Origin of the sequence: Macrococcus hajekii (assembly GCF_004359505.1) — a bacterium.
In the GTDB taxonomy this organism is placed as follows: Bacteria; Bacillota; Bacilli; order Staphylococcales; family Staphylococcaceae; genus Macrococcus; species Macrococcus hajekii.
The window spans coordinates 706364-730342 of record NZ_SCWE01000001.1 but is presented as its reverse complement, the minus strand read 5'-3'; the positions used below and the strand labels follow the sequence as shown (position 1 = coordinate 730342).

Sequence of the window (23979 nt, the reverse complement as noted above, 5' to 3'; positions counted from 1 at the left end):
AACAGGAGTGATAAAATGCAGAAAATTCTAGTGGTGGATGATGAAAAGGCTATCCGGGAAATGATAAAACGAGGGCTTCGACATCATCATGTGTTACTTGCAAGTGATGCAGAAGAAGCTCTTTCAATACTTGATACAGAGAAAGTGGCGCTCTGTGTGGTAGATGTCATGATGCCGGGTATGGATGGTTTCATGCTATGTGATCACATTAAAAATTATTATGACAAACCTGTTATCATGCTGACTGCACGCAATGAGTTGAGTGATAAGCGCACAGCTTTTGAAGCGGGAACGGATGACTATGTCACGAAACCCTTTATTGTGGAGGAACTTGCTTTTAGAATAAAAGCAGTGCTTAACCGTTATCAGCAGCAATCCTCTCTTGCTTTTGGAGGGTTAGTGCTGGATGTTGATAGTTACGAAGTAAAGATAGATAATCAGACCCTCTATCTACCACGAAAAGAATTCGAAGTGTTAGCTGAACTCATCCGGTTATCACCTAAAGTAGCAACGAGAGAGCACCTGATTGAACACATTTGGGGATTTGACTTTAACGGTGATGCGCGGACAGTAGATGTTCATGTCAAACGTCTGAGAAAAAGGCTGACGATTGATCCGCATATAGAAATTGTAACGGTTCGCGGAGTCGGATATAAGGTGCAGCATGTTTAGGAGACTTTCAACCCATTTTATTCTCTCTACGTTGCTCGCTTTAATCTTCAGTGCTTTTTTTGGTTTTATTGTGTCGAATATTTACTACCATACTTTTTTGAAGCCAGAGAACGATGCACGTATGACACATATTATGACAGCCCAGAAGAATTTTATAGAAGCGCATCCTGAGATTGAATCTCAGGCCTTTTTCAATCACCTTGCTACATTGGATTTTCAGGTCATGGCTGAACATGAAGGACAGATTACTTATTATGGCACACCATTTCGTGTCAAGAATATTGAAGATGATCGCTCCGGTGTCTATCACGGAATAAAAGAACGCCCCTTTAATTTATTTATAACGGGTTTCTTTGATAATGAGACACGCAATACAGTCGGTATGACGATGAAGATAGAGGGAAACAGCTACCGGGTCTATATGAGGCCTGATGTAGGTCAGAGTATGGGTGAGTTCAGAATATTTCTTGCCGTACTTTTATTTTATATTTTCATCTTCTCCATTTTTTTCATCTTATTTAGTTCACGTTACCTTGTGACACCGGTCAAGAAGTTGCAGCAATTTGCTAAGCGCATTCGTAAGGGGGACTATAGTGATCAGTCTTCTATCAACAGAAGAGATGAAATAGGGGTACTCGCTCGTGAGATGGAAGAAATGGCCATTGCCATCCGTCACCATCAGGCTGTTAATGAACGGTTTGTCGCCAATGTCAGCCATGAGATTCAGTCTCCTATTACTAATTTAATTGGTTTGACAAGTCAGCTTACTCATCAGAATGAACAAGAAATCGTTGAGGCTATTCAACATCAATCGAGTCGGTTAAGTGGTTTAACGAAACAATTACTGATACTCGCTTCTATCGAAAATGCAGGTCATCAGCTCCAAAAAGAGACGTTTAGTGGCCAAATTTTAATGAAAGAGGTTATAAAAAGTTTTATGTTCCAGCTGAATCAGAAGGAACTGTTTTTGATAACACAATTTGATGATAGTGAGATAACAGCAAATCGTGAATTATTCTTTCAACTCGTCTCAAATCTTGTCTCAAATGCGATTAAGTATGCTTATAAAGAAGGTGAAATAAAATTAATTTTGCAGGATAATATAGTGTCAGTTGAGGATAATGGGACTGGAATGAGTGAACTGACCCAAACCTATTTATTTGAGCGATTTTATAAATCTGACGCTAAAGAAGATGATATACCTTCTAACGGGCTTGGAATGGCGATCGTCAATCAGATAGCTGATCTTCATGGGTTTAATATTGAAGTAGACAGTCAACTGAATAAGGGGACGACCATACGAGTTATGTGTTAAAATAGGACTAATTTAATGAAGAGGTGACTATGTGAGAGAAGGATTAATCTATAAGGCGTTGAGTGGTTTTTACTATGTGGAAAGCGAAGGAGAGAGCTTTCAATGCCGTGCGCGAGGTGTTTTCAGAAAAAGAGGACTGTCACCTTTAGTCGGTGACCGTGTGAAGTTTCAGATTGAGAATACAACTGATGGCTATATTACTGAGCTGCTGCCTAGAAAAAATGAACTCGTCAGACCGCCTGTTGCTAATATCGATCAGGTCCTTGTTGTTATGAGTGCTAAAGAACCGGAATTCAGTCTGAATCTGATCGATAAGTTCTTAGTGATCGTTGAGAGCTATGATATCACACCGTGCCTGATCGTAACTAAAAAGGATCTGCTGAATGCTGATGAGGAATCATTCATTCAGTCCAAGCTGGATTACTATCAGTCGATTGGGTATAACACTTATCTGATTTCAAATCTGGAAGATCAGCGCGTGATGCTTGATATGCTTGTGCCCGGCATCAATGTACTCAGCGGCCAGTCAGGTGTAGGGAAATCTTCCTTAATCAATGCTGCGCGTCCTCAGTCAAATCTGGAGACCGGTATTATTTCAAATGCACTGAACCGTGGTAAACATACAACCCGTCATGTTGAACTGATTAAAAATAAACAAGGTTATATCGCTGATACGCCGGGCTTTAGTTCGCTCGATTATGCTCATATTGATAAATACATGCTGAAGAATTGTTTCCCTGAGTTCGTTGAAGTGGAACAGGAATGTAAATATCGGGAGTGTCTGCATGTCAATGAGCCGAAATGTGCTGTCAAAATGGCGGTAGGTGATACGATTCTGGCATCTCGTTATGATCATTATCTACAGATGATGAATGAAATTGAGACAAGGAAGGTGAGATACTGATGAAAGTTGCACCGAGTTTATTATCCTGTGATTTCACAGAACTAAAAGAAGAGGTAAAAAAATTAGAAGTGGCTGGTGTAGATTATATACATTATGATGTGATGGACGGGCGTTTCGTGCCCAATATCTCATTTGGTTTACCAATCTTAGAGCAGCTCAGACGTATAACAGATCTGACTATTGATACACACCTGATGATTGATGAACCTGAGAAATATGTGGAAGATTTTGCTGCGGCAGGCAGTGATATTATTACAATCCATGTAGAATCGACACGTCATCTGCACCGAGTGATTCAGCAGATTAAACAGGCAGGAAAAAAAGCGGGGGTCACGCTTAATCCTGGTACCCATATAGAGCAAGTACTGCCTGTTCTCTCTGAAGTTGATCTAGTACTGGTGATGACAGTTAATCCTGGATTCGGCGGCCAGTCATTTATTACAGAGATGGTCGATAAGGTTCGTTATTTAAATGATTTTCGTCTTCAGCACCAGCTGAAGTTTGAGATAGAAGTTGATGGAGGCATTAATGCAGAGACGGCTGCCATCTGCAGAGAAGCAGGGGCAGATGTTCTTGTTGCGGGCTCTTTCTTCTTTAAACATGATGACTTTAATGAACCGACTACTAGATTAAGAGGTGAATAAAGATGGATTTACATTTACTATGTACACCCCACCAGTTCGATGTACAGACGCTGGAAAAATTCAATGATGCAGACTGGATGGGCATTGATTACGGAGCATTAATGCTGATCGATGCGGGTATTACACCTATTGCGGCATTTGGAGACTTTGATTCACTGAGCGAGGAAGAGCTCAGTCGTCTGCAGTCAGTCATTGATGTAGATATTCTCCCATCAGAGAAGAATGAAACCGATCTGGAAGTTGGCGTGCAGTATGCACTCAGCATGGATTATGACCGTGTCTTTATCCACGGGGCGACTGGTGGGCGGATGGATCACTTCCTCGGCAATCTGCAGATTTTATTAAATAATGAAGTGCTGATGTCCTCAACAGATTTCTTCATCGTTGACGCTGCTAACGAGATTCAGATGCTGCCAACAGGTACACATGTCATTACACGCAATGCTGATATGAAGTATGTGTCATTTATCCCGGTTGAAGCAGGGGTATTTCTGACCATCGAGGATCTGAAGTATACGCTTCCTAGAACTCAGCTTGAGATGGGTACAACAAGAACGATTTCAAATGAGTTTGTAACAGGCCGTGCACAGATTACTGTGGAAAACGGCATGGTCTATATGATACAGAGCAAGGATAATTGAAGACATAAAAAAAAGACCTTCCACACAAAGGTCTTTTTTTGTATCTATATATTCATTAAACGCGAGTGACTTTACCTGATTTAAGTGCACGAGCAGAAACCCATACACGTTTAGGTTTACCATCCACAAGGATTCTAACTTTTTGTAAGTTAGCATTCCAGCGACGTTTGCTCGCATTCATAGCGTGTGAACGGTTATTACCTGTCACAGCTTTACGACCAGTAACGTGACATACTTTAGCCATGTTATTTCCTCCTTTAATGACATATAGAGATACACTTATCTTTTCACACCATATTAAATTAACACATTTTCTATTTGATTGCAATTATTATTTATTCATTTAACATTTATTATGAGATGATTTTGTCACAATGCTTGTATATTATTCAGTTTATTGCGTATAATAACATGATGAATCAATTAATGGAGGAGGTTTATTATGACTTTAGAAATTAATAATGAATTCGGTAGTATTGATATCTCAAATGATGTCATTGCCATTATTGCGGGTGGAGCAGCAGTTGAATGCTATGGTATCATTGGAATGGCTAGTAAACATCAAGTAAGAGATAATATTGCAGATATCTTAAGACGTGATAATTATTCTAAAGGCGTAATCGTTACTCAAAATGACGGTACACTAGACGTTGATATGTATATCATCGTCGCTTATGGCACGAAAATCTCTGAAATTGCGAGCAACGTTCAATCTGTTGTGAAATATACACTTGAAAAAACACTTAACTTAAAAGTCAATTCAGTCAATATTTATATCCAGGGTGTGCGTGTGATTAAACTGGATGAGGAAGAATAAGGAGGATCATTGGAATGAACAAAATTGATGGCAAGCTATTTGCTGAAATGATTGCTGCGGGGGCAAATAACTTATCACAGAATGCGGAGTACGTTGATTCTCTGAACGTCTTCCCTGTACCAGATGGTGATACAGGAACGAATATGAATCTATCGATGTCTTCAGGTGCAAAAGAAACAGCGGAACATGTGGAAGCACATATCGGTAATGTCGGTAAAGCATTTTCAAAAGGCCTGTTAATGGGTGCGCGTGGTAACTCAGGCGTTATTCTATCACAGCTTTTCCGTGGATTCTCTAAATCTGTTGAGAATTATGAGGATATTGATGCCAAGAAATTCGCTAAAGCATTCGACTCAGGTGTAAAGACAGCTTATAAAGCAGTCATGAAGCCAGTTGAAGGTACTATTTTAACTGTTGCGCGTGAAGCGAGCGAACATGCAAGTGAAATCGCTAAATCAACGGACGATGTGATTGTCGTGATGGAAGCGATTGTTGAAGCAGGTAATGCGTCACTCAAAAGAACGCCTGATCTGCTGCCAGTATTGAAGGAAGTAGGCGTAGTTGATAGTGGAGGTCAAGGACTTGTCTATGTCTATGAAGGCTTCCTTGCGATCTTAAAAGGCGAAAAAATTGCTGAACCTGTCAACGTGAAAATGGACGACTCATTTATTAATGATGAACATGACTTCGGTGATGTGGTTAAAACGGAAGATATCGTTCCTGGTTTCTGTACTGAGTTTATGGTTCGTTTTAAACCAGGTATGAAGTCATTTGATGAAGATAATTTCAGAAATGATATGTCCAAATTCGGTGACTCACTGCTTGTTATCTCTGATGATGAAATTGTTAAAACGCATGTCCACTCGGAAACACCAGGTGAAGCTTTAACTTACGGTAGCCAGTACGGTGAAATCATCAAGATTAAAGTTGAAAATATGCGGGAACAGCATCGTGAAGTTCTGCGTAAAAGAGGCGTTAAACAACAGGCAAAAGAAGTTGAAAAAGCAGTGATTACGATTTCTATGGGTGAAGGTATCACTCATCTGTTTGAATCGATCGGTGCTACACATATTATCAGCGGTGGACAGACGATGAATCCATCCACAGAAGATATCGTTAAAGTGATTGAATCTTCTAAATGTAAAGAAGCGATCATTCTGCCGAACAATAAAAATATTATTATGGCAGCAGAACAGGCTGCTTCTGTAGTGGATATTCCAGTCGCAGTCATTCCGACTAAAACGATTCCACAAGGAATGACAGCACTTCTCAGCTACACACCTGAAGCAGAACAGTCTGACAATCAGGCTGCGATGACGTCAGCTATCTCTCATGTCAAATCCGGTTCAGTGACTTATGCAGTGCGAGACACTTCTATTGAAGGTGTTGATATTAAGAAGGGCGCCTATATGGGACTCTTCGAAAGTAAAATTAAAGTCTCTGACACAGATCAGCTGACTGTATGCCAAACACTGCTGGATTCAATGATTGATGATGACAGTGAAATTGTCACAATTATTACAGGTGAAGAAGCAGAGAATAAGCAAGTTGAGACATTGACGAGCTACATTGAAGAACACTATCAAGACGTGGAAATTGAAGTCCACGCAGGTAAACAACCCATCTACAGCTTTATCTTTGCTGTAGAATAATGAAGTATAGCGCTGTTTCTGACTGAAGCAGCGCTATTATACTATTTGAAGAGGGATGTCATGAATAGACAGCACTTAATAGAAACGGAACGTCCACTGACTGAATTAAAAGGAGTGGGTCCTCAGACCGTACTCAAGCTGAACGATCTCGGCTTGTATACGATGAGTGATATTATCCTCCACCTCCCTTACCGTTATGAAGATGAGACGGTTATTAATATCAATGAAGCGCCGGATGGTGAGAAAATAACAGTCACCGGTGAAATTTACAGTACACCGCGTGTCAGTTATTTTGGGCGCAGTAAATCAAAGATTATGTTTCATATGCTGGTTGATGGTGTGGCGATACGTGTTGAGTACTTCAATCAGCCTTACATCAAGCATCAGGTTGTAATAGGCGAGAGGGCGACTGTGACTGGAAAGTGGCAGCGCAGTAAGCAGATTATTCAGGGCTCGAAGTTTCATAAGGAAGCTGCATCAAGTGAAACAGCTCTCGTACCGCAGTATAGTCTGAAAGGGCTGATCAAGCCGAAGCAGTTCCAGAAATTTGTCGAGCAGTCCATGCAGGTAACAGACATTACCCCGATGATCCCTGATTATCTGGCGCAGAAATATAAATTGTGGGATTTAAAGCAATCGCTCCAGGTACTGCACTTTCCGGAAGATACGAATGCTTTGAGACAGGCCAAACGTACATTTGCCTTTTGTGAGCTTTTCTTATTTCAGCTGAAAATGCGTATGTTGAACCAGAATGAACATCAGGCAGGACTGTCGGTCAGTATTGATTATGATATTAATGCCGTAAAATCATTTATTGAGACATTACCATTTGAGCTGACTGCAGCACAGAAACAGGTGGTCAATGAGATTTTCAGGGATATTAAGCTGCCGATGCGTATGAACCGACTGCTGCAGGGTGATGTAGGGTCAGGTAAGACGGTCGTTGCCGCGATTGCGATGTATGCACTGCTGACTGCAGCGTACCAGAGTGCACTCATGGTTCCGACAGAGATACTTGCAGAACAGCACGCAGAAAGTCTGACTGAACTATACGGTGATAAAGTGCGTGTTGCGCTGCTCACCAGTTCAGTGAAGGGTAAGAGACGACGACTGCTGCTTGAACAGCTTGCTGCAGGTGATATCGATGTCTTAGTAGGGACACACGCCCTTATTCAGGATGAAGTGGTGTTTAACAGACTCGGACTCGTTATTACGGATGAACAGCATCGCTTCGGTGTCAATCAGCGTAAAAGATTACGTGAAAAAGGTGAGCATGCGAACGTTCTGTTTATGACTGCGACACCTATACCCCGTACGCTCGCCATCTCGGTTTTCGGTGAGATGGATGTGTCCTCTATAAAAGAGCTGCCGAAAGGACGTAAACCGATTGAAACGACATGGGCAAAGCATGAAGAGATGCCGATTGTACTATCTAAGACGCGGGATGAGATTGCTAAAGGACGACAGGCATATGTCATCTGTCCGCTTATAGAAGCGTCTGAAAAACTGGATGTGCAAAATGCAGTGGAGGTCTATGAGACGTTCAAGGGTCATTTCGGACGTGTGGGTCTGCTTCACGGTCGTATGTCATCTGAAGAGAAGGATATGGTTATGGAACAGTTCAGTAATCACGAACTGGATGTACTCGTGTCGACTACAGTAGTGGAGGTCGGTGTCAATGTACCGAATGCGACGATGATGATTATCATCGATGCAGAACGTTTCGGATTATCGACTCTCCATCAGCTGAGAGGTCGTGTCGGGCGGAGTTCACATCAGAGTTACTGTATACTGATCAGCAACCCATCCACTGAAACAGGTATGGAACGGATGCAGATTATGTGTCAGACGACAGACGGCTTTCTATTGTCAGAGAAAGACCTTGAAATGCGAGGTCCAGGTGATTTCTTTGGTGTGAAGCAGAGTGGTCTGCCTGACTTCAAAGTTGCGAATATCGTTGAAGATTACCGCATGCTTGAAGTAGCGAGAGATGAAGCGAGCGAAATAATACTCAGTGGAAAAATTGATGAACCGGAAAATAAATGGCTGAAGAAACGGATGCTGCTTGAAGTCAGCAGTCTGGAAATAGATTAGGAGGTAGATCGATGAGAATTGCAGCAAGATTACTGGGTGTACTGCTGATTTTGGCAGCAGTTGCTTTATTTTTCTGGCAGGATATTCGGGCATTTGTCACGAATCAAGTCAATGAAAAAATCATTCAAGCCTATCAGAATAAAGAAGAAACACCAAAAGTCAATGAACTTGAAAAATGGATTACGAAGACAGAACCAGAGAAGTTAAAACTGAAGGACAATATGCTCGGCTATTTGAAAATTCCTGCAGCAGATATTAATGAGCCGTTACTGACAGGACCCGCCACTCAGGCGAACTTGAAGAATGGTGTGACACTCGTTGAAAAAGATGAGAAGCTGACGGAGCAGAATATTGCCATTGCCGGACATCGCGTGGAAGGTGCCGGTATTCGGTTTAACTACCTTGACAGGGCTAAAAAAGGAGATATCGTCACACTGGTCACACGTGAAGGTGAGAAACATTATAAAATCTATGATATTTTTAATGTCAATCCATCAGAAGTCAATGTGCTGGACGAGAAAAAGGGGAAGTCACAGGAACTGACACTTATCACATGTGAAAGCTATAACCCTGAAACGCTTCTTTTTGAGCAGCGAATGATTGTAAAAGCACAGATCACTGAAGCATCATAAGCTCCCATATACGGGAGCTTATTTAGGTTATTGATTAACAAAGACTAACGTTGTATGATAGACTAGTTAGTACCAACTACTAAAAGGATGTCCTAGTATGAAGAAGTTGTCTAAAAATGATCGTCAGCACCAGTTGACAATTAAGTTGCAAGAAAATCCCTTTCTGTCAGATGGCGATTTAAGCGGGATTTTTAATGTCAGTATTCAGACCATTCGGCTGGACCGACTGGAGCAGAATATTCCTGAGCTACGTGAACGTATTCGAGATGTGGCTACGCAGCATCATGACGAGGTCAAAGCTTTACCGCTTGATGAAGTAATCGGTGAGATTATCGAGCTGCAGCTTGATAAAGTAGCGATTTCCCTGCTGGAAATCAAGGATGAGCATGTGTTTCACCGCAATAAAATAGCACGCGGTCATTTTCTTTTTGCACAGGCAAACTCATTGTGTGTCGCGCTTCTGGACGATGAACTTGCGCTTACTGCAAGCAGTGAAGTGAAATTCATCAAGCCGGTCAGGTTAGGAGACCGTGTAGTGACTAAGGCTCTGCTGAAGGAAAAACGTAATAAGCGTGCACTGATTGAAGTAACGAGTATGGTGCAGCAGCAGCTTGTTTTTAAGGGTAAATTTGTAATGTATTATTTTGGAGAAGGAGACGAATCATGATTAAATTAGCAGTTGATGTAATGGGCGGAGATAATGCACCTGATATAGTAATTGAAGGTGTGAAGCTGCTACTTGAGAAAGATTCTGAAGTTGAAGTGCAACTATACGGTGATGAAAAATATCAATTTGAGCATGATCGTGTGACATTCCATCATTGTACTGAAATGATTACGATGGATGACGAACCTATACGTTCTATTCGACGCAAAAAAGATGCGTCAATGGTCAGAATGGCTGAAGCAGTAAAATATAACGAAGCAGATGCCTGTGTGTCTGCCGGCAATACAGGTGCCCTGATGTCAGCAGGATTATTTATAGTCGGACGACTGCCAGGAGTTGAACGTCCGGCACTGGCACTTACTTTGCCGACAGTGGACGACAAAGGCTTTACTTTACTGGATATGGGCGCAAATGCTGATGCGAAGCCTGAACATCTGGAGCAGTATGCTATTATGGGCAATATCTATGCCAGAGCTATTCGTAAAATTGAACGTCCGACAATTGGTCTGCTGAACATCGGAACTGAAGACAAAAAAGGTAATGCATTGACACGCGAGACATTTAAAATGCTGTCAGAACGTTCTGAACTGAACTTTATTGGCAATGTCGAATCAAAAGCACTGCTATCTTCAGTGGCAGATGTAGTGGTCACAGATGGCTTTACAGGTAATATGGTTCTCAAGACCCTCGAAGGGACTGCGAACAATATTTTTAAGATGTTAAAAGCTGAACTCACTAAAAATACGAAAAATAAGCTTGCTGCTGGTATCCTGAACAAAGATCTGAAGGGTCTGAAAAATAAGATGGACTACTCTGAATATGGTGGTGCTGTCCTCTTTGGTATTGATGGCATCGTGATCAAAGCACATGGTTCATCGGACGGACGTGCATTTTACAACGCGCTTCGACAGGCTAAAGAAGCGGTGAAAGAAAACGTCGTTGAAACGATGAGAAAAGAGGTCACAAATGACTAAACGTGTATTGATGTTTCCAGGTCAAGGCTCACAGAAGTTAGGCATGGCTGCTGATTTAACTGAGGATATCCGCGAGCTGACTCGTGATATTGATTTTGATGTTACGGCTGTAATGGCAGAAGATGAAACACGTCTTAATCAGACGCAGTATACGCAGCCTGCTATCGTCAGTCATAGTGCAGCATTACTTCAATCATTTGACGCTGAGTACGATTATACAATCGGTCATAGTCTAGGAGAATATGCAGCATTAGTTGCAAGTGGTGTCCTGAAGGCAGAAGATGCTATTAAAATCGTGGCTAAGCGTGGTGAACTGATGGCGAATGCTTTTCCTGCTGGTGTGGGTTCAATGGCAGCAGTTCTGGGTCTGGATTACGAGGAAGTTGAAGCTATCTGTAATGAGATTTCTACTGAGGATGCAGTCGTTGAACCGGCCAACATCAACTGTCCGGGTCAGATTGTAGTGTCCGGTCACAAAACTAAAATTGATGAACTCGTTGCAAACGGTAAATCTCTGGGTGCAAAACGTGTCCTCCCGCTTAATGTATCAGGGCCTTTCCATTCATCAATGATGCAGGTGATTGCAGACGAGTTTCGTTCATTTATCGATCAGTTTGAATTTAAAGAGACGGCAGTTCCTATCGTGCAGAACGTTGCAGCTGTACCGGAAACGAGCGTAGAAGTGATTAAGGAACAGCTGATTAAGCAACTCTATTCTCCAGTACATTTCGAGCAATCTATCAGAAACTTGATAGACGCAGGTGTAACTGAATTTATTGAAGTGGGACCAGGTAAAGTATTAGGAGGCCTGGTCAGGAAAATCAGTCGGGATGTGACAATCAGTTCGATTGAAACACTTGAAGATATGGAAGGGTGGAAACAATCATGACAACAGCGTTAGTAACAGGTGCATCGCGTGGTATTGGGCGTGCTATTGCACTGCAGCTTGCTGAGGATGGCCATGACATCGTTGTAAATTATGCAGGCAGCAAGGATAAGGCAGAAGAAGTGGTAAAGGCAATTGAAGCAGCAGGGCAGAAAGCTATTGCTATTCAGGCGAACGTTGCCGATAAAGAGGCCGTACAGGCTATGGTCAAGCAGACTGTTGAAACATTCGGTTCTATTGATATCGTCGTCAACAATGCCGGCATTACACGTGATAACTTAATGATGCGTATGAAAGAAAATGAATGGCAGGACGTTATTGATACGAATCTGACAGGCGTTTTTAATGTTGTTCAAGGGGTGACAAGACAACTGCTGAAGCAGCGTGCAGGCACTATCATCAATGTATCAAGTATTGTAGGCTCTATCGGTAACGTAGGGCAGGCGAACTATGTGGCTGCTAAAGCAGGTGTAGAGGGATTAACTAAGACATTTGCCCGTGAACTTGCATCACGTGGTATTACAGTTAATGCAATCGCACCAGGCTTTATTGTCTCTGATATGACTGATGAGCTGAATGCTGATATTCAGAATGCGATGAAAGCACAGATTCCGCTCGCTAAATTCGGTGAAGTATCCGATATTGCTCATGTCGCTAGCTTTTTAGCATCTGATAAGGCAAAATATATTACAGGCCAGACCATTCATGTCAATGGCGGCATGTTCATGCAATAATTATTTCAAGGAGGTGAAAACAATGGCAAATTTCGATAAAGTAAAAGATATCATCGTCGACCGTTTAGGTGTAGATGCTGATAAAGTAACAGCTGAAGCTTCTTTCAAAGATGATTTAGGTGCTGACTCTTTAGATATCGCGGAACTCGTAATGGAACTTGAAGATGAGTTCGGTATGGAGATCCCTGATGAAGAAGCAGAAAAAATCAACACGGTGGGCGATGCAGTTAATTACATCGACACACTTAATAAATAAGATGAGGTGGTCTCCTGATGAGACCACTTTTTCTTTTTTTTCAACATTATTTAGCGTAAAATAAGAGAGATCACATTAAGGAGGGCATCTATGAACAAAAAGCAATCAATACTTTACCAGTTTCATCAGAAATTTAACGTAAAAATGCAGGAATTAAATATGCAGCCCGTCAATGTCAAACTGTATGAACAGGCGTTCTCGCATTCCAGTTTCATCAATGATTTTAAGATGACAAAAATTATGGACAATGAACGCCTTGAGTTTCTAGGTGATGCGGTGTTAGAATTGGTGGTTTCTCAATATCTATACAGAGAACATAGTGATATGTCGGAAGGGCAGCTGACTAAATTACGGGCGGCGATTGTCTGTGAACCATCACTTGTAACATTTGCCTCGCATCTACATTTTGCAGATCTGATCCTTCTCGGAAAAGGTGAAGAGAAGACAGGTGGCAGAACACGTCCATCCCTTATTGCTGATGTATTTGAAGCCTTTATAGGCGCGCTCTATCTGGATCTTGGATTCGATGCTGCGATTCGCTTTGCTGAGCAGGCTATCTTCCCTTATATTGCAGATGAACTGCTGACAGGTACGATTGATTTTAAGACATATCTGCAGGAATATATGCATAAGAATGGGCATGGCCAGATTACATACAGACTGATTGAAGAAAGTGGACCTGCCCATTTCAAGGAGTTCACATCTGAAGTACTGACCGATCAGACTGTTATCGGAGTAGGTACAGGCCGTACTAAAAAAGAATCTGAGCAGCAGGCTGCACGTCTGGCATTAGAAACAGTGCAAGCAGGGGAATGATATGGTGTATCTAAAGGCAGTTGAAGCATACGGTTTTAAATCATTCGCAGAACGGACGACAGTTGAGTTTGATCAAGGTCTTACTGCAATTGTCGGACCGAATGGTTCCGGCAAGAGTAATATCACGGATGCTATCCGCTGGGTACTGGGTGAACAATCAGCGAAAAGTCTGCGCGGTGCCCGTATGGAGGACATTATATTCTCAGGGACTGAAAAAAGACAGCCGCTCAACTATGCGGAAGTTACGCTTAAGCTTGATAATTCATCAGGCCTGATTGAAGCTGACAGTAAGCTTAATATCACGAGAAGATTATATCGTTCAGGTGAGAGTGAATATTTCATCAATCAAGCTAAAAGTAGATTAAAAGATATTACAGAACTGTTTCTTGATACCGGTCTCGGTAAAGAATCTTTCAGTATGATATCGCAAGGAAAAGTTGATGAAATACTGAATGCCAAGCCTGAGGAGAGAAGACATCTGATAGAAGAGGCAGCGGGTGTCCTTAAATACAAGAAGCGTAAGAAGGAAACCGCTGCAAAACTGGATGAGACGATGCTCAATCTATCAAGAGTGAATGATATCATCTTCGACCTTGAATCGAGAATTGAGCCGTTACAGATGGAGGCAGCTATAGCTGAAGAATATCAGGCGCTGACTCAGGAGATGAGAGAAGCTGATATTCAGGTCACAGTCACGGACATCAAAACACTCAAAACAGACTATGTCAGACTAGAAACTGAAATCGGAGAATTCACAGAGATGATCGGTCTGAAACAGGCACGTGCAGATAAGCTCGAGACGGCGATAAAAGAGATGACACATAATCGGGCAAGTCTTCTGACCAGTCAGGAAGAGCTCCATCAGCAAAGACTGATGCTCTCCACTTCACTTGAGCGTCATCAAGGCAGATTGTCAGTCCTTTATGAAAAACAGGATAATTTGACGCAGACAGTGACAAGACAGCAGAAGGAAATGGAGAAGCTAGCCACTGAACTTGAAGAAGTGACGGCGGAAGCGGCTGAATTACAGCAGCAGGAAGAGTCGCTCAAAATTGAGTTAAAAGAAATCCGCACACAAGAGCGTGCGTATGAGAAGAAGCTGTCAGAGTTGAACCGTGATGTTGAGACATTGATTGAAACGGCTCGTGATAACTACTACCAGATGCTCAGTGAACAGACCGCCGCTAAAAATGAGCTGAAGTATATTGATAAAGAACTTGAGGGGTTAAATCATTACTTCAGTTCAGTCAGTGATGAGGATAAGGAAGCTTACGAGCGTCTGTCAGGAGAGCGCTCACATAAACTACAAGTCATTGGAGAGTTGGAGCAGCAGCTCATCTCTAAGCGTTCAGCCTTCAAGGAAAGCCTGGAGCAATCAAGGCGGCAGCGTGAACGATACAGCGAGCTGGATGAACAGATTCGTCATGCGGGGCGCTATATCGATAAATTGAAATCAAAACAGCAGAGTCTGACTGCCATGCAGGCAGAATATCAGGGATTTTATCAAGGAGTCCGATTAGTTTTAAAAGAAAAACTGACGGGTATTCACGGTGCCGTAGCGGAGCTTGTAACAATTGATAGAAGCTATCAGACGGCACTGGATATTGCGCTCGGCGGTCAACTTCAGAGTATTATCACTGATGATGAGAAAAGTGCCCGTCAAGCGATTCAGTTCTTGAAAGAACGAAAAGGAGGGCGTGCGACCTTCCTTCCTCTGACCACTATTAGGCCTAAAAAAATGTCTGATGCTATCAGACAGAAATTACAGCAGCATGATGGCTACATCGGTATTTTGTCTGATTTAATCACAGTTGAGAATCAGTACAATGCCATCATCAGCAGCTTGAGCGGACTTGTCATTATTGCTGAGGATATATCAGCAGCAAATGTACTTGCTAAAAAGGTTGACTACAAGTATCGTATCGTTACGCTTGACGGTAACATCGTTAATCCGGGCGGTTCTATGACTGGCGGAAGTGTCAATCAGCCTTCCATCCTGCTTAAACAGAAAGAAGAGCTGACTAACATTACGGATCAGCTCAAGCAGTATGGCGTACAGCTCAAAGGTCTGGAAGATGAATTTGACGGGCTGAAAAATAAATTGACCGATTCTGAATTCAAAACCCGCACTCTGCAAGATGAAGGAGAGACGCTTGCTGAGGAAGTACAGCGTATGAAGTCTGAATATGATGCTCAGAATGTGAAGCTATTTGAACTGAAGACACATTATGAACAGCACGCTGAACGAGTCGCCCAGCAGGCTGAGCTGACTGATATTAAAAAGCAGCTGGACGAGATTATTCTCCTGAAGCAGAGTGAGCTGCAGAAGATCGAGAATGAAATCAATGACTACCAGCGTCTTAAAACAGATGCAAGGTCGATTGAGGAAGAAGTGACTCGTTCACTTAATGAAGTACGGGGACATCGCATTGTACTTGAAGAGCGTCAGAAACATCAGCATGATAAAGTTGAAACGAACTTAAGAAGAAAAGCACAAGTGACACAGGCTATGTCTGACCTGGAATCAGATGATCATTCTGAGAATCTTGAAGAAACCATTCAGACATTGAAACTGACGATTCAAGAGGAACAGGAATCACTTGAAGCAGTCATCCAGCAGTTTGACAAAGATAAAACGGCAGGAGACGAACTAGCAGTGGATCTTGAAGCTAAACAGACAGACTATAATGAATTACTGCGTCAAGTCAGCGGACTTGAACAAGGTATCGGAGATATGAAAGGACAGTATTCAAGAATAGATGTTCAGCTGGAGAATTTAATCTATCATCTTATGGAAGATTATCATATGACATTTGAAGCAGCTGATGAATTATATGAGGCACCTGCTCATATAGAAGAGTTACGCCAGCGCGTTAAACTGACAAGACGTTCCATTGAAGAACTAGGTCCCGTTAATATCGGTGCAATTCAGCAGTATAAAGAAGTCAAATCAAAATATGATTTTCTATCTGAACAGGAGTCAGATTTGATATCAGCAAAAGAAACCCTTGAGACGATCATGAATGAAATGGATGATGAAGTGACGACTCGTTTCAATCAGACATTCAGTCAGGTTCAGCAAAATTTTGCTTCTGTCTTTAGAGAACTCTTTGGCGGTGGCAGTGGTGAACTGAAATTGAATTCGGACGATAGCTTGACCGCAGGCATTGATATCATGGTTGAACCGCCAGGCAAGAAGCGTCAGCATCTGACGTTACTGTCAGGTGGAGAACGTGCCTTAACAGCAGTGGCTCTTCTTTTTGCTATTCTGAAAGTACGTACCGCACCTTTTGTTATATTGGATGAAGTAGAAGCTGCTCTCGATGAAGCCAATGTGCTGAGATTCGGCAGCTATGTCCGTTCGCTGAGCACTGAAACACAATTTATTGTCATCACCCATAGAAAAGGTACAATGGAAGCAGCAGACCGGCTATACGGTGTGACGATGCAGAACTCCGGCATCACCCAGATGGTGAGTGTAGACTTAAATGAATTAAACCACAATGATATGGAGGAGCTAACAGAATGAGTTTTTTTAAAAGACTGAAAGATAGATTTGCACCGACTGAAGAAAAACAAGAAGAATATCCGTTAGATACACTGGAAGAACAGGATTACGACGAACAACCAGCCCCAGCCCCTGCCAAGAAAAATGAATGGACATTTGATTTTGATGACGATGATCTGATGTCAATCGAGGAATTCGAGGAGCTTGAAGCACAGCAGATTGGTGCTAAATTCCGTCAAGGTCTTGAAAAATCACGTGAGAACTTCCAGAATCGATTGAATGATTTACTGGCGCATTATCGTACTGTCGATGAAGATTTCTTCGAAGCTCTGGAAGAAATGCTGATTCAAGCGGATGTAGGCTTTAATACAGTAATGGAGCTGGTAGAATCACTAAGATTCGAAGCAAAACGCCAGAATATTACTGAAACAGAAGATTTACGAGAAGTCATCGTTGAGAAGATCGTAGAAATCTATGAGCAGGAAGATGATGAACTTCAGGCGATGAATATTCAGGACGATGAATTGACTGTCATACTGATGGTAGGTGTCAATGGTGTCGGTAAAACGACTACAATTGGTAAACTTGCTCATCGTTATCGTCAGCAAGGTAAAACAGTGATGCTTGCTGCGGGTGATACATTCCGTGCAGGTGCGATTGAACAGCTGCAGATCTGGGGTGACCGAGTAGGAGTCGAAGTGGTTAAGCAGTCTGAAGGATCAGACCCTGCAGCCGTTATGTATGATGCAATCAATGCAGCGAAAAATAAAGGCGTAGATATTCTGATCTGTGACACGGCGGGGCGTCTGCAGAATAAAGCGAACTTGATGAACGAACTGCAGAAAGTCAAGAAAGTGTTATCTAAAGCTGTGCCTGGAGCACCCCATGAAGTCCTTCTTGCACTGGATGCTACAACAGGTCAGAATGCGCTCGTTCAGGCGAAAGCCTTTAAAGAAGTGACAGATGTGACGGGTATTGTATTGACTAAACTAGATGGAACAGCTAAGGGTGGTATTGTCCTCGCAATTCGTAATGAACTGCATATCCCGGTTAAGTTTGTCGGACTGGGTGAAAAGCTGGATGACCTGCAGCCATTTGATGCTGAAAGTTATGTTTATGGTTTATTTGCCGACATGATTGAGAATAGTGATGTCGAAACAACACAAGACGATGATCAGCATGCAGAATAATATTGATAAGACGATGCGGATGAACTATCTCTTCGATTTCTATCAGGGACTTCTGACGGATAAGCAGCGCAACTATCTTGAACGCTATTATCTTGAAGACGAGTCATTATCTGAGATTGCAGAGGCTTTTGAAGTGTCGAGACAGGCAGTTTATGATAATATTAAACGGACTGTCGAACTGCTTGAAGATTATGAAATCAAACTGGGCTTGTATCGCAAGTTTGAAGAAAGACAGCAGCTCATTACAGAGATGAAGAGACTGACGGATAGTCAGCCACTGATTGCAAAACTTGAACAGTTAGAACAGATTGAATAGGGGGTCATAGCGTGGCATTTGAAGGGTTATCAGACAGACTCCAGGCGACCATGCAGAAAATTAAAGGTAAAGGGAAGGTAACAGAAGCGGACATCAAAGTAATGATGCGAGAAGTGCGACTGGCACTTCTGGAAGCCGATGTTAACTTCAAAGTCGTAAAGCAGTTTGTTGCGACTGTATCAGAACGTGCGCTCGGCAGTGATGTTATGACATCACTTACACCAGGACAACAAGTCATCAAAATTGTACAGGATGAACTGACACAGTTGATGGGTGGCGAGAACACACAGATTAATATGAGTAGAAAACCACCAACAGTTGTTATGATGGTCGGTCTACAAGGGGCAGGTAAAACAACAACTGCCGGTAAACTTGCATTACTTATGCGTAAGAAATTTAATAAGCAGCCACTTCTTGTGGCCTGTGATATTTACCGTCCAGCTGCGATTCAGCAGCTGCAGACGGTCGGTAAACAGATTGATATACCCGTCTTCACATTAGGCGACCAAGTAAAACCTGAAGAAATCACACGTCAGGCACTCCAGCATGCAAAAGAAGAACATTATGATTTTGTGATTATCGATACAGCAGGACGTCTGCATATCGACGAAGCACTGATGAATGAACTTGTGGATGTTAAGGAAGTCTCTAAACCTGATGAAATCATGCTGGTTGTTGATGCGATGACAGGGCAGGATGCGGTCAACGTTGCTGAGAGTTTCGATCAGCAGCTGGATGTGACGGGTGTTATCTTGACTAAACTTGACGGCGATACACGTGGTGGTGCAGCGCTCTCTATTAGAAGTGTCACACAGAAACCGATTAAATTTGTCGGTATGAGTGAGAAGATGGACGGACTTGAACCATTCCACCCAGAGCGTATGGCTTCACGTATTCTAGGCATGGGTGATGTGCTGAGTTTAATTGAAAAAGCACAGGCATCGGTCGATGAATCAAAAGCAAAAGAACTTGAACAGAAAATGAAGACATCCTCATTCACATTTGATGACTTCCTGGAGCAGCTGGATCAAGTGAGGAACTTAGGACCACTTGACGATCTGCTTAAGATGATTCCAGGTGCAAATAAGATGAAAAATGTTCAGTCACTCAACATGAATCCGAAACAGATCGATCATGTTGAAGCTATCATTCGTTCGATGACAGCAAAAGAACGGACGAACCCGGAAATCATCAATGTCTCAAGAAAAAAACGTATTGCTGCAGGTTCAGGCAGAAGTCTGGCAGAAGTTAATCGTCTGATCAAACAATTCGATGAGATGAAAAAGATGATGAAACAATTCTCAGGTATGAAAAAAGGTAAAAAAGGACGTAACCCATTCCAGGGGATGAATTTACCGTTCTAATATTTGACAGCCACTCTTTAAAAGTGGCTGTCTTTTTTTGCATCATTTATCCTGTGGAATCAGTATGGCGCTTAATGAGGAAAGAAGGAAAATTCTTCATACAGATATAAGTTTCTTATCTTTAGATATTGATAGGGTAAAGAAAGTAACTGGGAGAATTTACTGAATATTCAAGCGCAACATTTGTATGCCTATTTCAGATATCCTATAATATAAGTATATTAACTTTGAGGAGGAACTATAATGACGAACAGCGTGATTAAAGATTCATACGGTCTCTTTATAAATAACGAATTTGTAGCAGCTGAGTACAATGAAACACTTGAAGTTTCTAATCCGGCTACAAGTGAAGTGCTTGGTAAAGTAGCTAAAGCCTCAGAAAATGATGTAGATAAAGGGGTGCAAGCTGCTAAAGAAGCTTTTAAAACATGGCGTTATACGTCACCAAAGGAACGCGCTGAATATTTAAATCAGATTGCTGATGCAATTTTAGAACATAAAGATGAACTGGCTGAAATTGAGACACTTAATACGGGTAAAGCATTAAGAGAGTCTTCTATGATTGATATCCCGACAGCGGCTGACCACTATCGCTATTTTGCGAGTGTCATCCGTTTAGATGAAGGTTCAATTCAGGATATGGATGCTAAGACGATGAGTTTAATCCGTCATGAACCTATCGGTGTAGTCGGAGCTGTTGTAGCCTGGAACTTCCCGTTCCTTCTTGCAGCTTGGAAACTGGCGCCTGCACTTGCTGCGGGTAATACGGTAGTCATTCAGCCATCTTCCTCTACACCTTACAGTTTGCTGCGACTAGCAGAAATTCTAAAAGATATTCTGCCGCAAGGTGTTGTTAACATCGTGACCGGTAAAGGATCAGAATCAGGCAATGCTATTTTTAACCATGAAGATGTTGCGAAACTATCATTTACAGGTTCTACTGAAGTAGGCTACTCTGTCGCTGAAGCTGGAGCGAAACGACTTGTGCCTGCTACGCTTGAATTAGGTGGTAAAAGTGCAAATATTATTTTTGCTGATGCTAATATTGAACAGGCAATTGAAGGCGTACAATTAGGTATTCTTTTCAATCAGGGTGAGGTATGTAGTGCGGGTTCACGTCTCTTCATTGAAGATAAAGCTTATGACAGTTTCATCGATAAGCTGAAAACAGCGTTTGAAGCGGTAAAAGTAGGAGATCCACTGAATATGGATACTCAGATGGGTTCACAGACAGGTCAGGCACAGATCGATAAAATTGAAAGTTACATTGAACTTGCTAAAGAAGAAGGCGATAATATTGTAACGGGTGGTAAACGTATCACTGAAAATGGTCTTGATAAAGGTCACTTCTTCCAGCCGACAATCATTGAGCTAAGCAGTAATAAGAGTCGACTTGCTCAGGAAGAAATATTCGGACCTGTCATCGTTGTTCAGAAGTTCAGCGATGTAAACGAAGTGATTGAACTTGCTAATGATTCAGAGTATGGTCTGGCAGGTGGTATTTTTACTAAAGATATCAACAAAGCACTCAATATTGCTAACCGTATTGATACGGGCCGTGTCTGGATTAACACATATAACCAGATTCCTGCGGGTTCACCATTTGGTGGATATAAAAAATCAGGTATCGGACGTGAAACATATAAAGAAACTATCCGTAATTATCAACAGGTTAAAGGTATCTATATCGACCTGACTGATGAACCAAACGGCTTATATTAATCGAAAAGACCTATTCATTATGAATAGGTTTTTTTAGTGCAAAATCATTGTATCTTTTTTATATTTTTGTATAATAAGTATACCAAGTATAATAATTATATGAAAGAAGGTATCAAAATGAAAATTGAACTCGGTTTAACGTCATTTGGCGATAACAGTGATATCCATACTGAAGATAGTGTTTTACCACGCATCTCATCGGGTGAGAGAATCCGTAATGTGATTGAGGAGATTAAATTAGCTGATGAGGTCGGTCTGGATGTCTATGGTCTAGGAGAACATCACCGGGCTGATTATGCTGTATCGGATCCTGTGACAGTGTTAGCAGCTGCAGCCAGTCAGACAGAGCACATCCGTCTCTCTTCTGCTGTCACTGTTCTCTCTTCTGATGATCCTGTACGCGTCTATGAACGTTTTGCGACGTTGGATGCTGTATCAGACGGTCGTGCTGAAATTATGGCAGGTCGTGGGTCGTTTATCGAATCGTTCCCACTATTCGGTTATGACTTAAATGACTATGACTTGTTATATGAAGAAAAACTCGATCTATTGATGAACATCAATAAAAATGAGAAAGTTACATGGTCAGGTCAGACAAGACCCGCTATTGATAACTTAGGTATTTATCCACGTGCCGTGCAAAAAGAAATTCCTATTTACCTGGCAACAGGCGGTACACCTGAATCTTCAGCGCGTGCCGGGTTTTTAGGTCTGCCGATCACCTATGCAATCATTGGCGGCAATCCTGGTCGATTCCGTTATAATGTGGAAGTGTACAAAGCAGCAGCTCGCGAAGGTGGACATGACGTGAAATCATTGTCAATTGCCAACCATTCATGGGGATACATTGCTGAAACCGATGAACAGGCATTTAAAGAATATTATCCTTCTACGAAAGCACACCATGATGTGCTGGGGAAGGAAAGAGGCTGGGGTCCTTATAGTGAATCCGCTTATATAAATGAAATTGAAAATGGCGCATTATTTGTCGGAGGACCTGAGAGAGTGGCGCGTAAAATTATTAAAACAGTAGAAGAGCTGGATTTAAATCGTTTTTTAATCCATCTGCCAGTTGGCTCTATGCCTCATGACCAGATCATGAATGCCATTCGGCTATATGGGGAGAAAGTAAAACCGATTGTGGATGATTACTTTAAGGATAAATAATAATAAAATTAAGGAGACGTTCAGTCAGCAAGTTATCTGGACGTCTCCTATATTTCTGTAAAATTCAGTATTTCATTTATAATGCTGCTTTGTTTAACGACTTATTATAAGCTTTACACCCAATGTGCTTGTGGACCGATTATCATTTTATGAATCCGTTTCTTGCTTAAACCGATTGATTTTTAAGTCGAGATTAAAATTTTCATGTAACAGCTGTCGATAATTTTCAGCTGTTACCTTAAATCTTTTCTTACTGATAGGGGTTATGACTGACATATAGTTTTCTGTCATGGTGGCCCGGCCATTTTCTTTCGTTTGAGTGATGAGTAACTTTCTGACGAAGATAGATTCAGGACTGTGCTGATTATAATCGATGGCTTCACTGAACTCTGACAATGATTTAGGTGCATATTCAGCTTTGTATAATACTTTAAAATCTTGTTCTTCCTGTTTTTGAACTTCAAACCATTTACCGTCTATACCTATCGCTCGAAAAACACCGTTCTGATCAGTAATAGGTGGTCCGTCAATTGGCATAGCCTGTGTAGGCAGATCACCAAAGCCGACATCAGCAACATGGAGCTGGCCGTCAATATCAACAAGATTCAGCATATGTGAACCGAGCATTCTCCAGCCTTCAGGTCCTTTTATAGTTCCAGCTGCGTATGATACTTTATAACCTTTTTCTTTAAGATAGTAGTGGAAGAGACCATTTAATTCATAGCAGAAGCCACCGCGCTGCTGTTTGACCACTTTATTAAAAAGATCGTTCACTTCAACAGAAATCTCTTTTTTGTTCTGAACATCGATATTTTCGAAAGGAACTTTCAGCATAAAATGACGGATTGCATGATTCAGTTCCTCAAGTGTAGGTTCCTGTATCATATAGCCCAGATACTGTTCGAAATCATTAATCATTTTGACACCTCACGGATATTTTGATTTTTATGAAGAAAGTAAGCTGAAATCATTCGTATTCTGCTCATCAGTTAAATTTTTCATTTAATT

23 protein-coding genes are annotated in these 23979 nt (G+C 41.8%); 21 read left to right on the top strand and 2 right to left on the bottom strand.

Annotated features, from left to right (window positions below; genetic code table 11):
- Window positions 1-15 precede the first annotated feature (15 nt).
- From ERX37_RS03880 to ERX37_RS03860, 5 genes are read left to right on the top strand one after another with little or no spacing between them, the layout of a single operon-like run.
- Entirely contained in the window at window positions 16-672 is a 657-nt protein-coding gene (locus tag ERX37_RS03880) for a response regulator transcription factor (protein ID WP_133429320.1), read from the top strand.
- Entirely contained in the window at window positions 665-1987 is a 1323-nt protein-coding gene (locus ERX37_RS03875; RefSeq protein WP_133429319.1) for a sensor histidine kinase, read from the top strand. The genes ERX37_RS03880 and ERX37_RS03875 overlap by 8 nt, the downstream gene beginning before the upstream one ends.
- 31 nt (window positions 1988-2018) lie before the next feature.
- Complete coding sequence (gene rsgA / locus ERX37_RS03870) at window positions 2019-2891, top strand: ribosome small subunit-dependent GTPase A (RefSeq protein WP_133429318.1); 873 nt, start codon at window positions 2019-2021, stop codon at window positions 2889-2891.
- Window positions 2888-3535, top strand: coding sequence for a ribulose-phosphate 3-epimerase (rpe, locus tag ERX37_RS03865; RefSeq protein ID WP_133429317.1), 648 nt, complete (start codon window positions 2888-2890; stop codon window positions 3533-3535). The genes rsgA and rpe overlap by 4 nt, the downstream gene beginning before the upstream one ends.
- 2 nt (window positions 3536-3537) lie before the next feature.
- Entirely contained in the window at window positions 3538-4176 is a 639-nt protein-coding gene (locus ERX37_RS03860) for a thiamine diphosphokinase (RefSeq protein WP_133429316.1), read from the top strand.
- A 55-nt stretch (window positions 4177-4231) separates the two neighbouring features.
- Here the strand turns inward: ERX37_RS03860 and rpmB are convergent, their stop codons facing one another.
- Window positions 4232-4420 carry a 50S ribosomal protein L28 gene (gene rpmB / locus ERX37_RS03855; protein ID WP_133429315.1) on the bottom strand — a complete coding sequence of 63 codons (189 nt, stop codon included), beginning with the start codon at window positions 4418-4420 and terminating at the stop codon, window positions 4232-4234.
- Window positions 4421-4618: 198 nt separating this feature from the next.
- Here rpmB and ERX37_RS03850 point away from each other — a divergent pair, with 198 nt between their 5' ends.
- From ERX37_RS03850 to ERX37_RS03775, 16 genes are all read left to right on the top strand, one after another.
- Window positions 4619-4993 carry an Asp23/Gls24 family envelope stress response protein gene (locus ERX37_RS03850; RefSeq protein ID WP_133429314.1) on the top strand — a complete coding sequence of 125 codons (375 nt, stop codon included), beginning with the start codon at window positions 4619-4621 and terminating at the stop codon, window positions 4991-4993.
- Between the two features lie 14 nt (window positions 4994-5007).
- Entirely contained in the window at window positions 5008-6645 is a 1638-nt protein-coding gene (locus tag ERX37_RS03845) for a DAK2 domain-containing protein (protein WP_133429313.1), read from the top strand.
- Window positions 6646-6705: 60 nt separating this feature from the next.
- On the top strand, window positions 6706-8739 hold the full coding sequence (gene recG / locus ERX37_RS03840) for an ATP-dependent DNA helicase RecG (RefSeq protein ID WP_133429312.1): 2034 nt from the start codon (window positions 6706-6708) through the stop codon (window positions 8737-8739).
- An 11-nt stretch (window positions 8740-8750) separates the two neighbouring features.
- A complete protein-coding gene (locus ERX37_RS03835) occupies window positions 8751-9371 on the top strand; it encodes a class A sortase (RefSeq protein ID WP_133429311.1) in 621 nt (206 codons plus the stop codon).
- A 97-nt stretch (window positions 9372-9468) separates the two neighbouring features.
- Window positions 9469-10038 carry a transcription factor FapR gene (gene fapR, locus ERX37_RS03830; RefSeq protein ID WP_133429310.1) on the top strand — a complete coding sequence of 190 codons (570 nt, stop codon included), beginning with the start codon at window positions 9469-9471 and terminating at the stop codon, window positions 10036-10038.
- The gene (plsX, locus tag ERX37_RS03825; RefSeq protein WP_133429309.1) at window positions 10035-11012 is read left to right on the top strand and encodes a phosphate acyltransferase PlsX; all 978 of its coding nucleotides are present in this window, start codon (window positions 10035-10037) and stop codon (window positions 11010-11012) included. The genes fapR and plsX overlap by 4 nt, the downstream gene beginning before the upstream one ends.
- Window positions 11005-11901 (top strand): ACP S-malonyltransferase, encoded by an 897-nt coding sequence (fabD, locus tag ERX37_RS03820; protein ID WP_133429308.1) that lies wholly within the window; start codon window positions 11005-11007, stop codon window positions 11899-11901. The genes plsX and fabD overlap by 8 nt, the downstream gene beginning before the upstream one ends.
- The gene (fabG, locus tag ERX37_RS03815; RefSeq protein ID WP_229713066.1) at window positions 11898-12632 is read left to right on the top strand and encodes a 3-oxoacyl-[acyl-carrier-protein] reductase; all 735 of its coding nucleotides are present in this window, start codon (window positions 11898-11900) and stop codon (window positions 12630-12632) included. The genes fabD and fabG overlap by 4 nt, the downstream gene beginning before the upstream one ends.
- Window positions 12633-12654: 22 nt before the next feature.
- Window positions 12655-12888 (top strand): acyl carrier protein, encoded by a 234-nt coding sequence (locus ERX37_RS03810; RefSeq protein ID WP_133429307.1) that lies wholly within the window; start codon window positions 12655-12657, stop codon window positions 12886-12888.
- Window positions 12889-12978: 90 nt separating this feature from the next.
- Window positions 12979-13704: a ribonuclease III gene (rnc, locus tag ERX37_RS03805; protein ID WP_133429306.1), complete on the top strand. Its 726-nt coding sequence runs from the start codon at window positions 12979-12981 to the stop codon at window positions 13702-13704.
- 1 nt (window position 13705) lies between these two features.
- Entirely contained in the window at window positions 13706-17233 is a 3528-nt protein-coding gene (gene smc, locus ERX37_RS03800) for a chromosome segregation protein SMC (protein ID WP_133429305.1), read from the top strand.
- Window positions 17230-18402 carry a signal recognition particle-docking protein FtsY gene (ftsY, locus tag ERX37_RS03795; protein WP_133429304.1) on the top strand — a complete coding sequence of 391 codons (1173 nt, stop codon included), beginning with the start codon at window positions 17230-17232 and terminating at the stop codon, window positions 18400-18402. The genes smc and ftsY overlap by 4 nt, the downstream gene beginning before the upstream one ends.
- The gene (locus ERX37_RS03790) at window positions 18392-18718 is read left to right on the top strand and encodes a putative DNA-binding protein (protein ID WP_133429668.1); all 327 of its coding nucleotides are present in this window, start codon (window positions 18392-18394) and stop codon (window positions 18716-18718) included. Before ftsY ends, ERX37_RS03790 begins: the two co-directional genes overlap by 11 nt.
- Before the next feature lie 11 nt (window positions 18719-18729).
- The gene (ffh, locus tag ERX37_RS03785) at window positions 18730-20082 is read left to right on the top strand and encodes a signal recognition particle protein (RefSeq protein WP_133429303.1); all 1353 of its coding nucleotides are present in this window, start codon (window positions 18730-18732) and stop codon (window positions 20080-20082) included.
- A gap of 243 nt (window positions 20083-20325) precedes the next feature.
- Window positions 20326-21804: an aldehyde dehydrogenase family protein gene (locus ERX37_RS03780; protein WP_133429302.1), complete on the top strand. Its 1479-nt coding sequence runs from the start codon at window positions 20326-20328 to the stop codon at window positions 21802-21804.
- Between the two features lie 117 nt (window positions 21805-21921).
- Entirely contained in the window at window positions 21922-22971 is a 1050-nt protein-coding gene (locus ERX37_RS03775; protein WP_133429301.1) for an LLM class flavin-dependent oxidoreductase, read from the top strand.
- A 147-nt stretch (window positions 22972-23118) separates the two neighbouring features.
- Here the strand turns inward: ERX37_RS03775 and ERX37_RS03770 are convergent, their stop codons facing one another.
- Window positions 23119-23889 (bottom strand): arylamine N-acetyltransferase family protein, encoded by a 771-nt coding sequence (locus tag ERX37_RS03770; RefSeq protein ID WP_133429300.1) that lies wholly within the window; start codon window positions 23887-23889, stop codon window positions 23119-23121.
- Window positions 23890-23979: the final 90 nt, after the last annotated feature.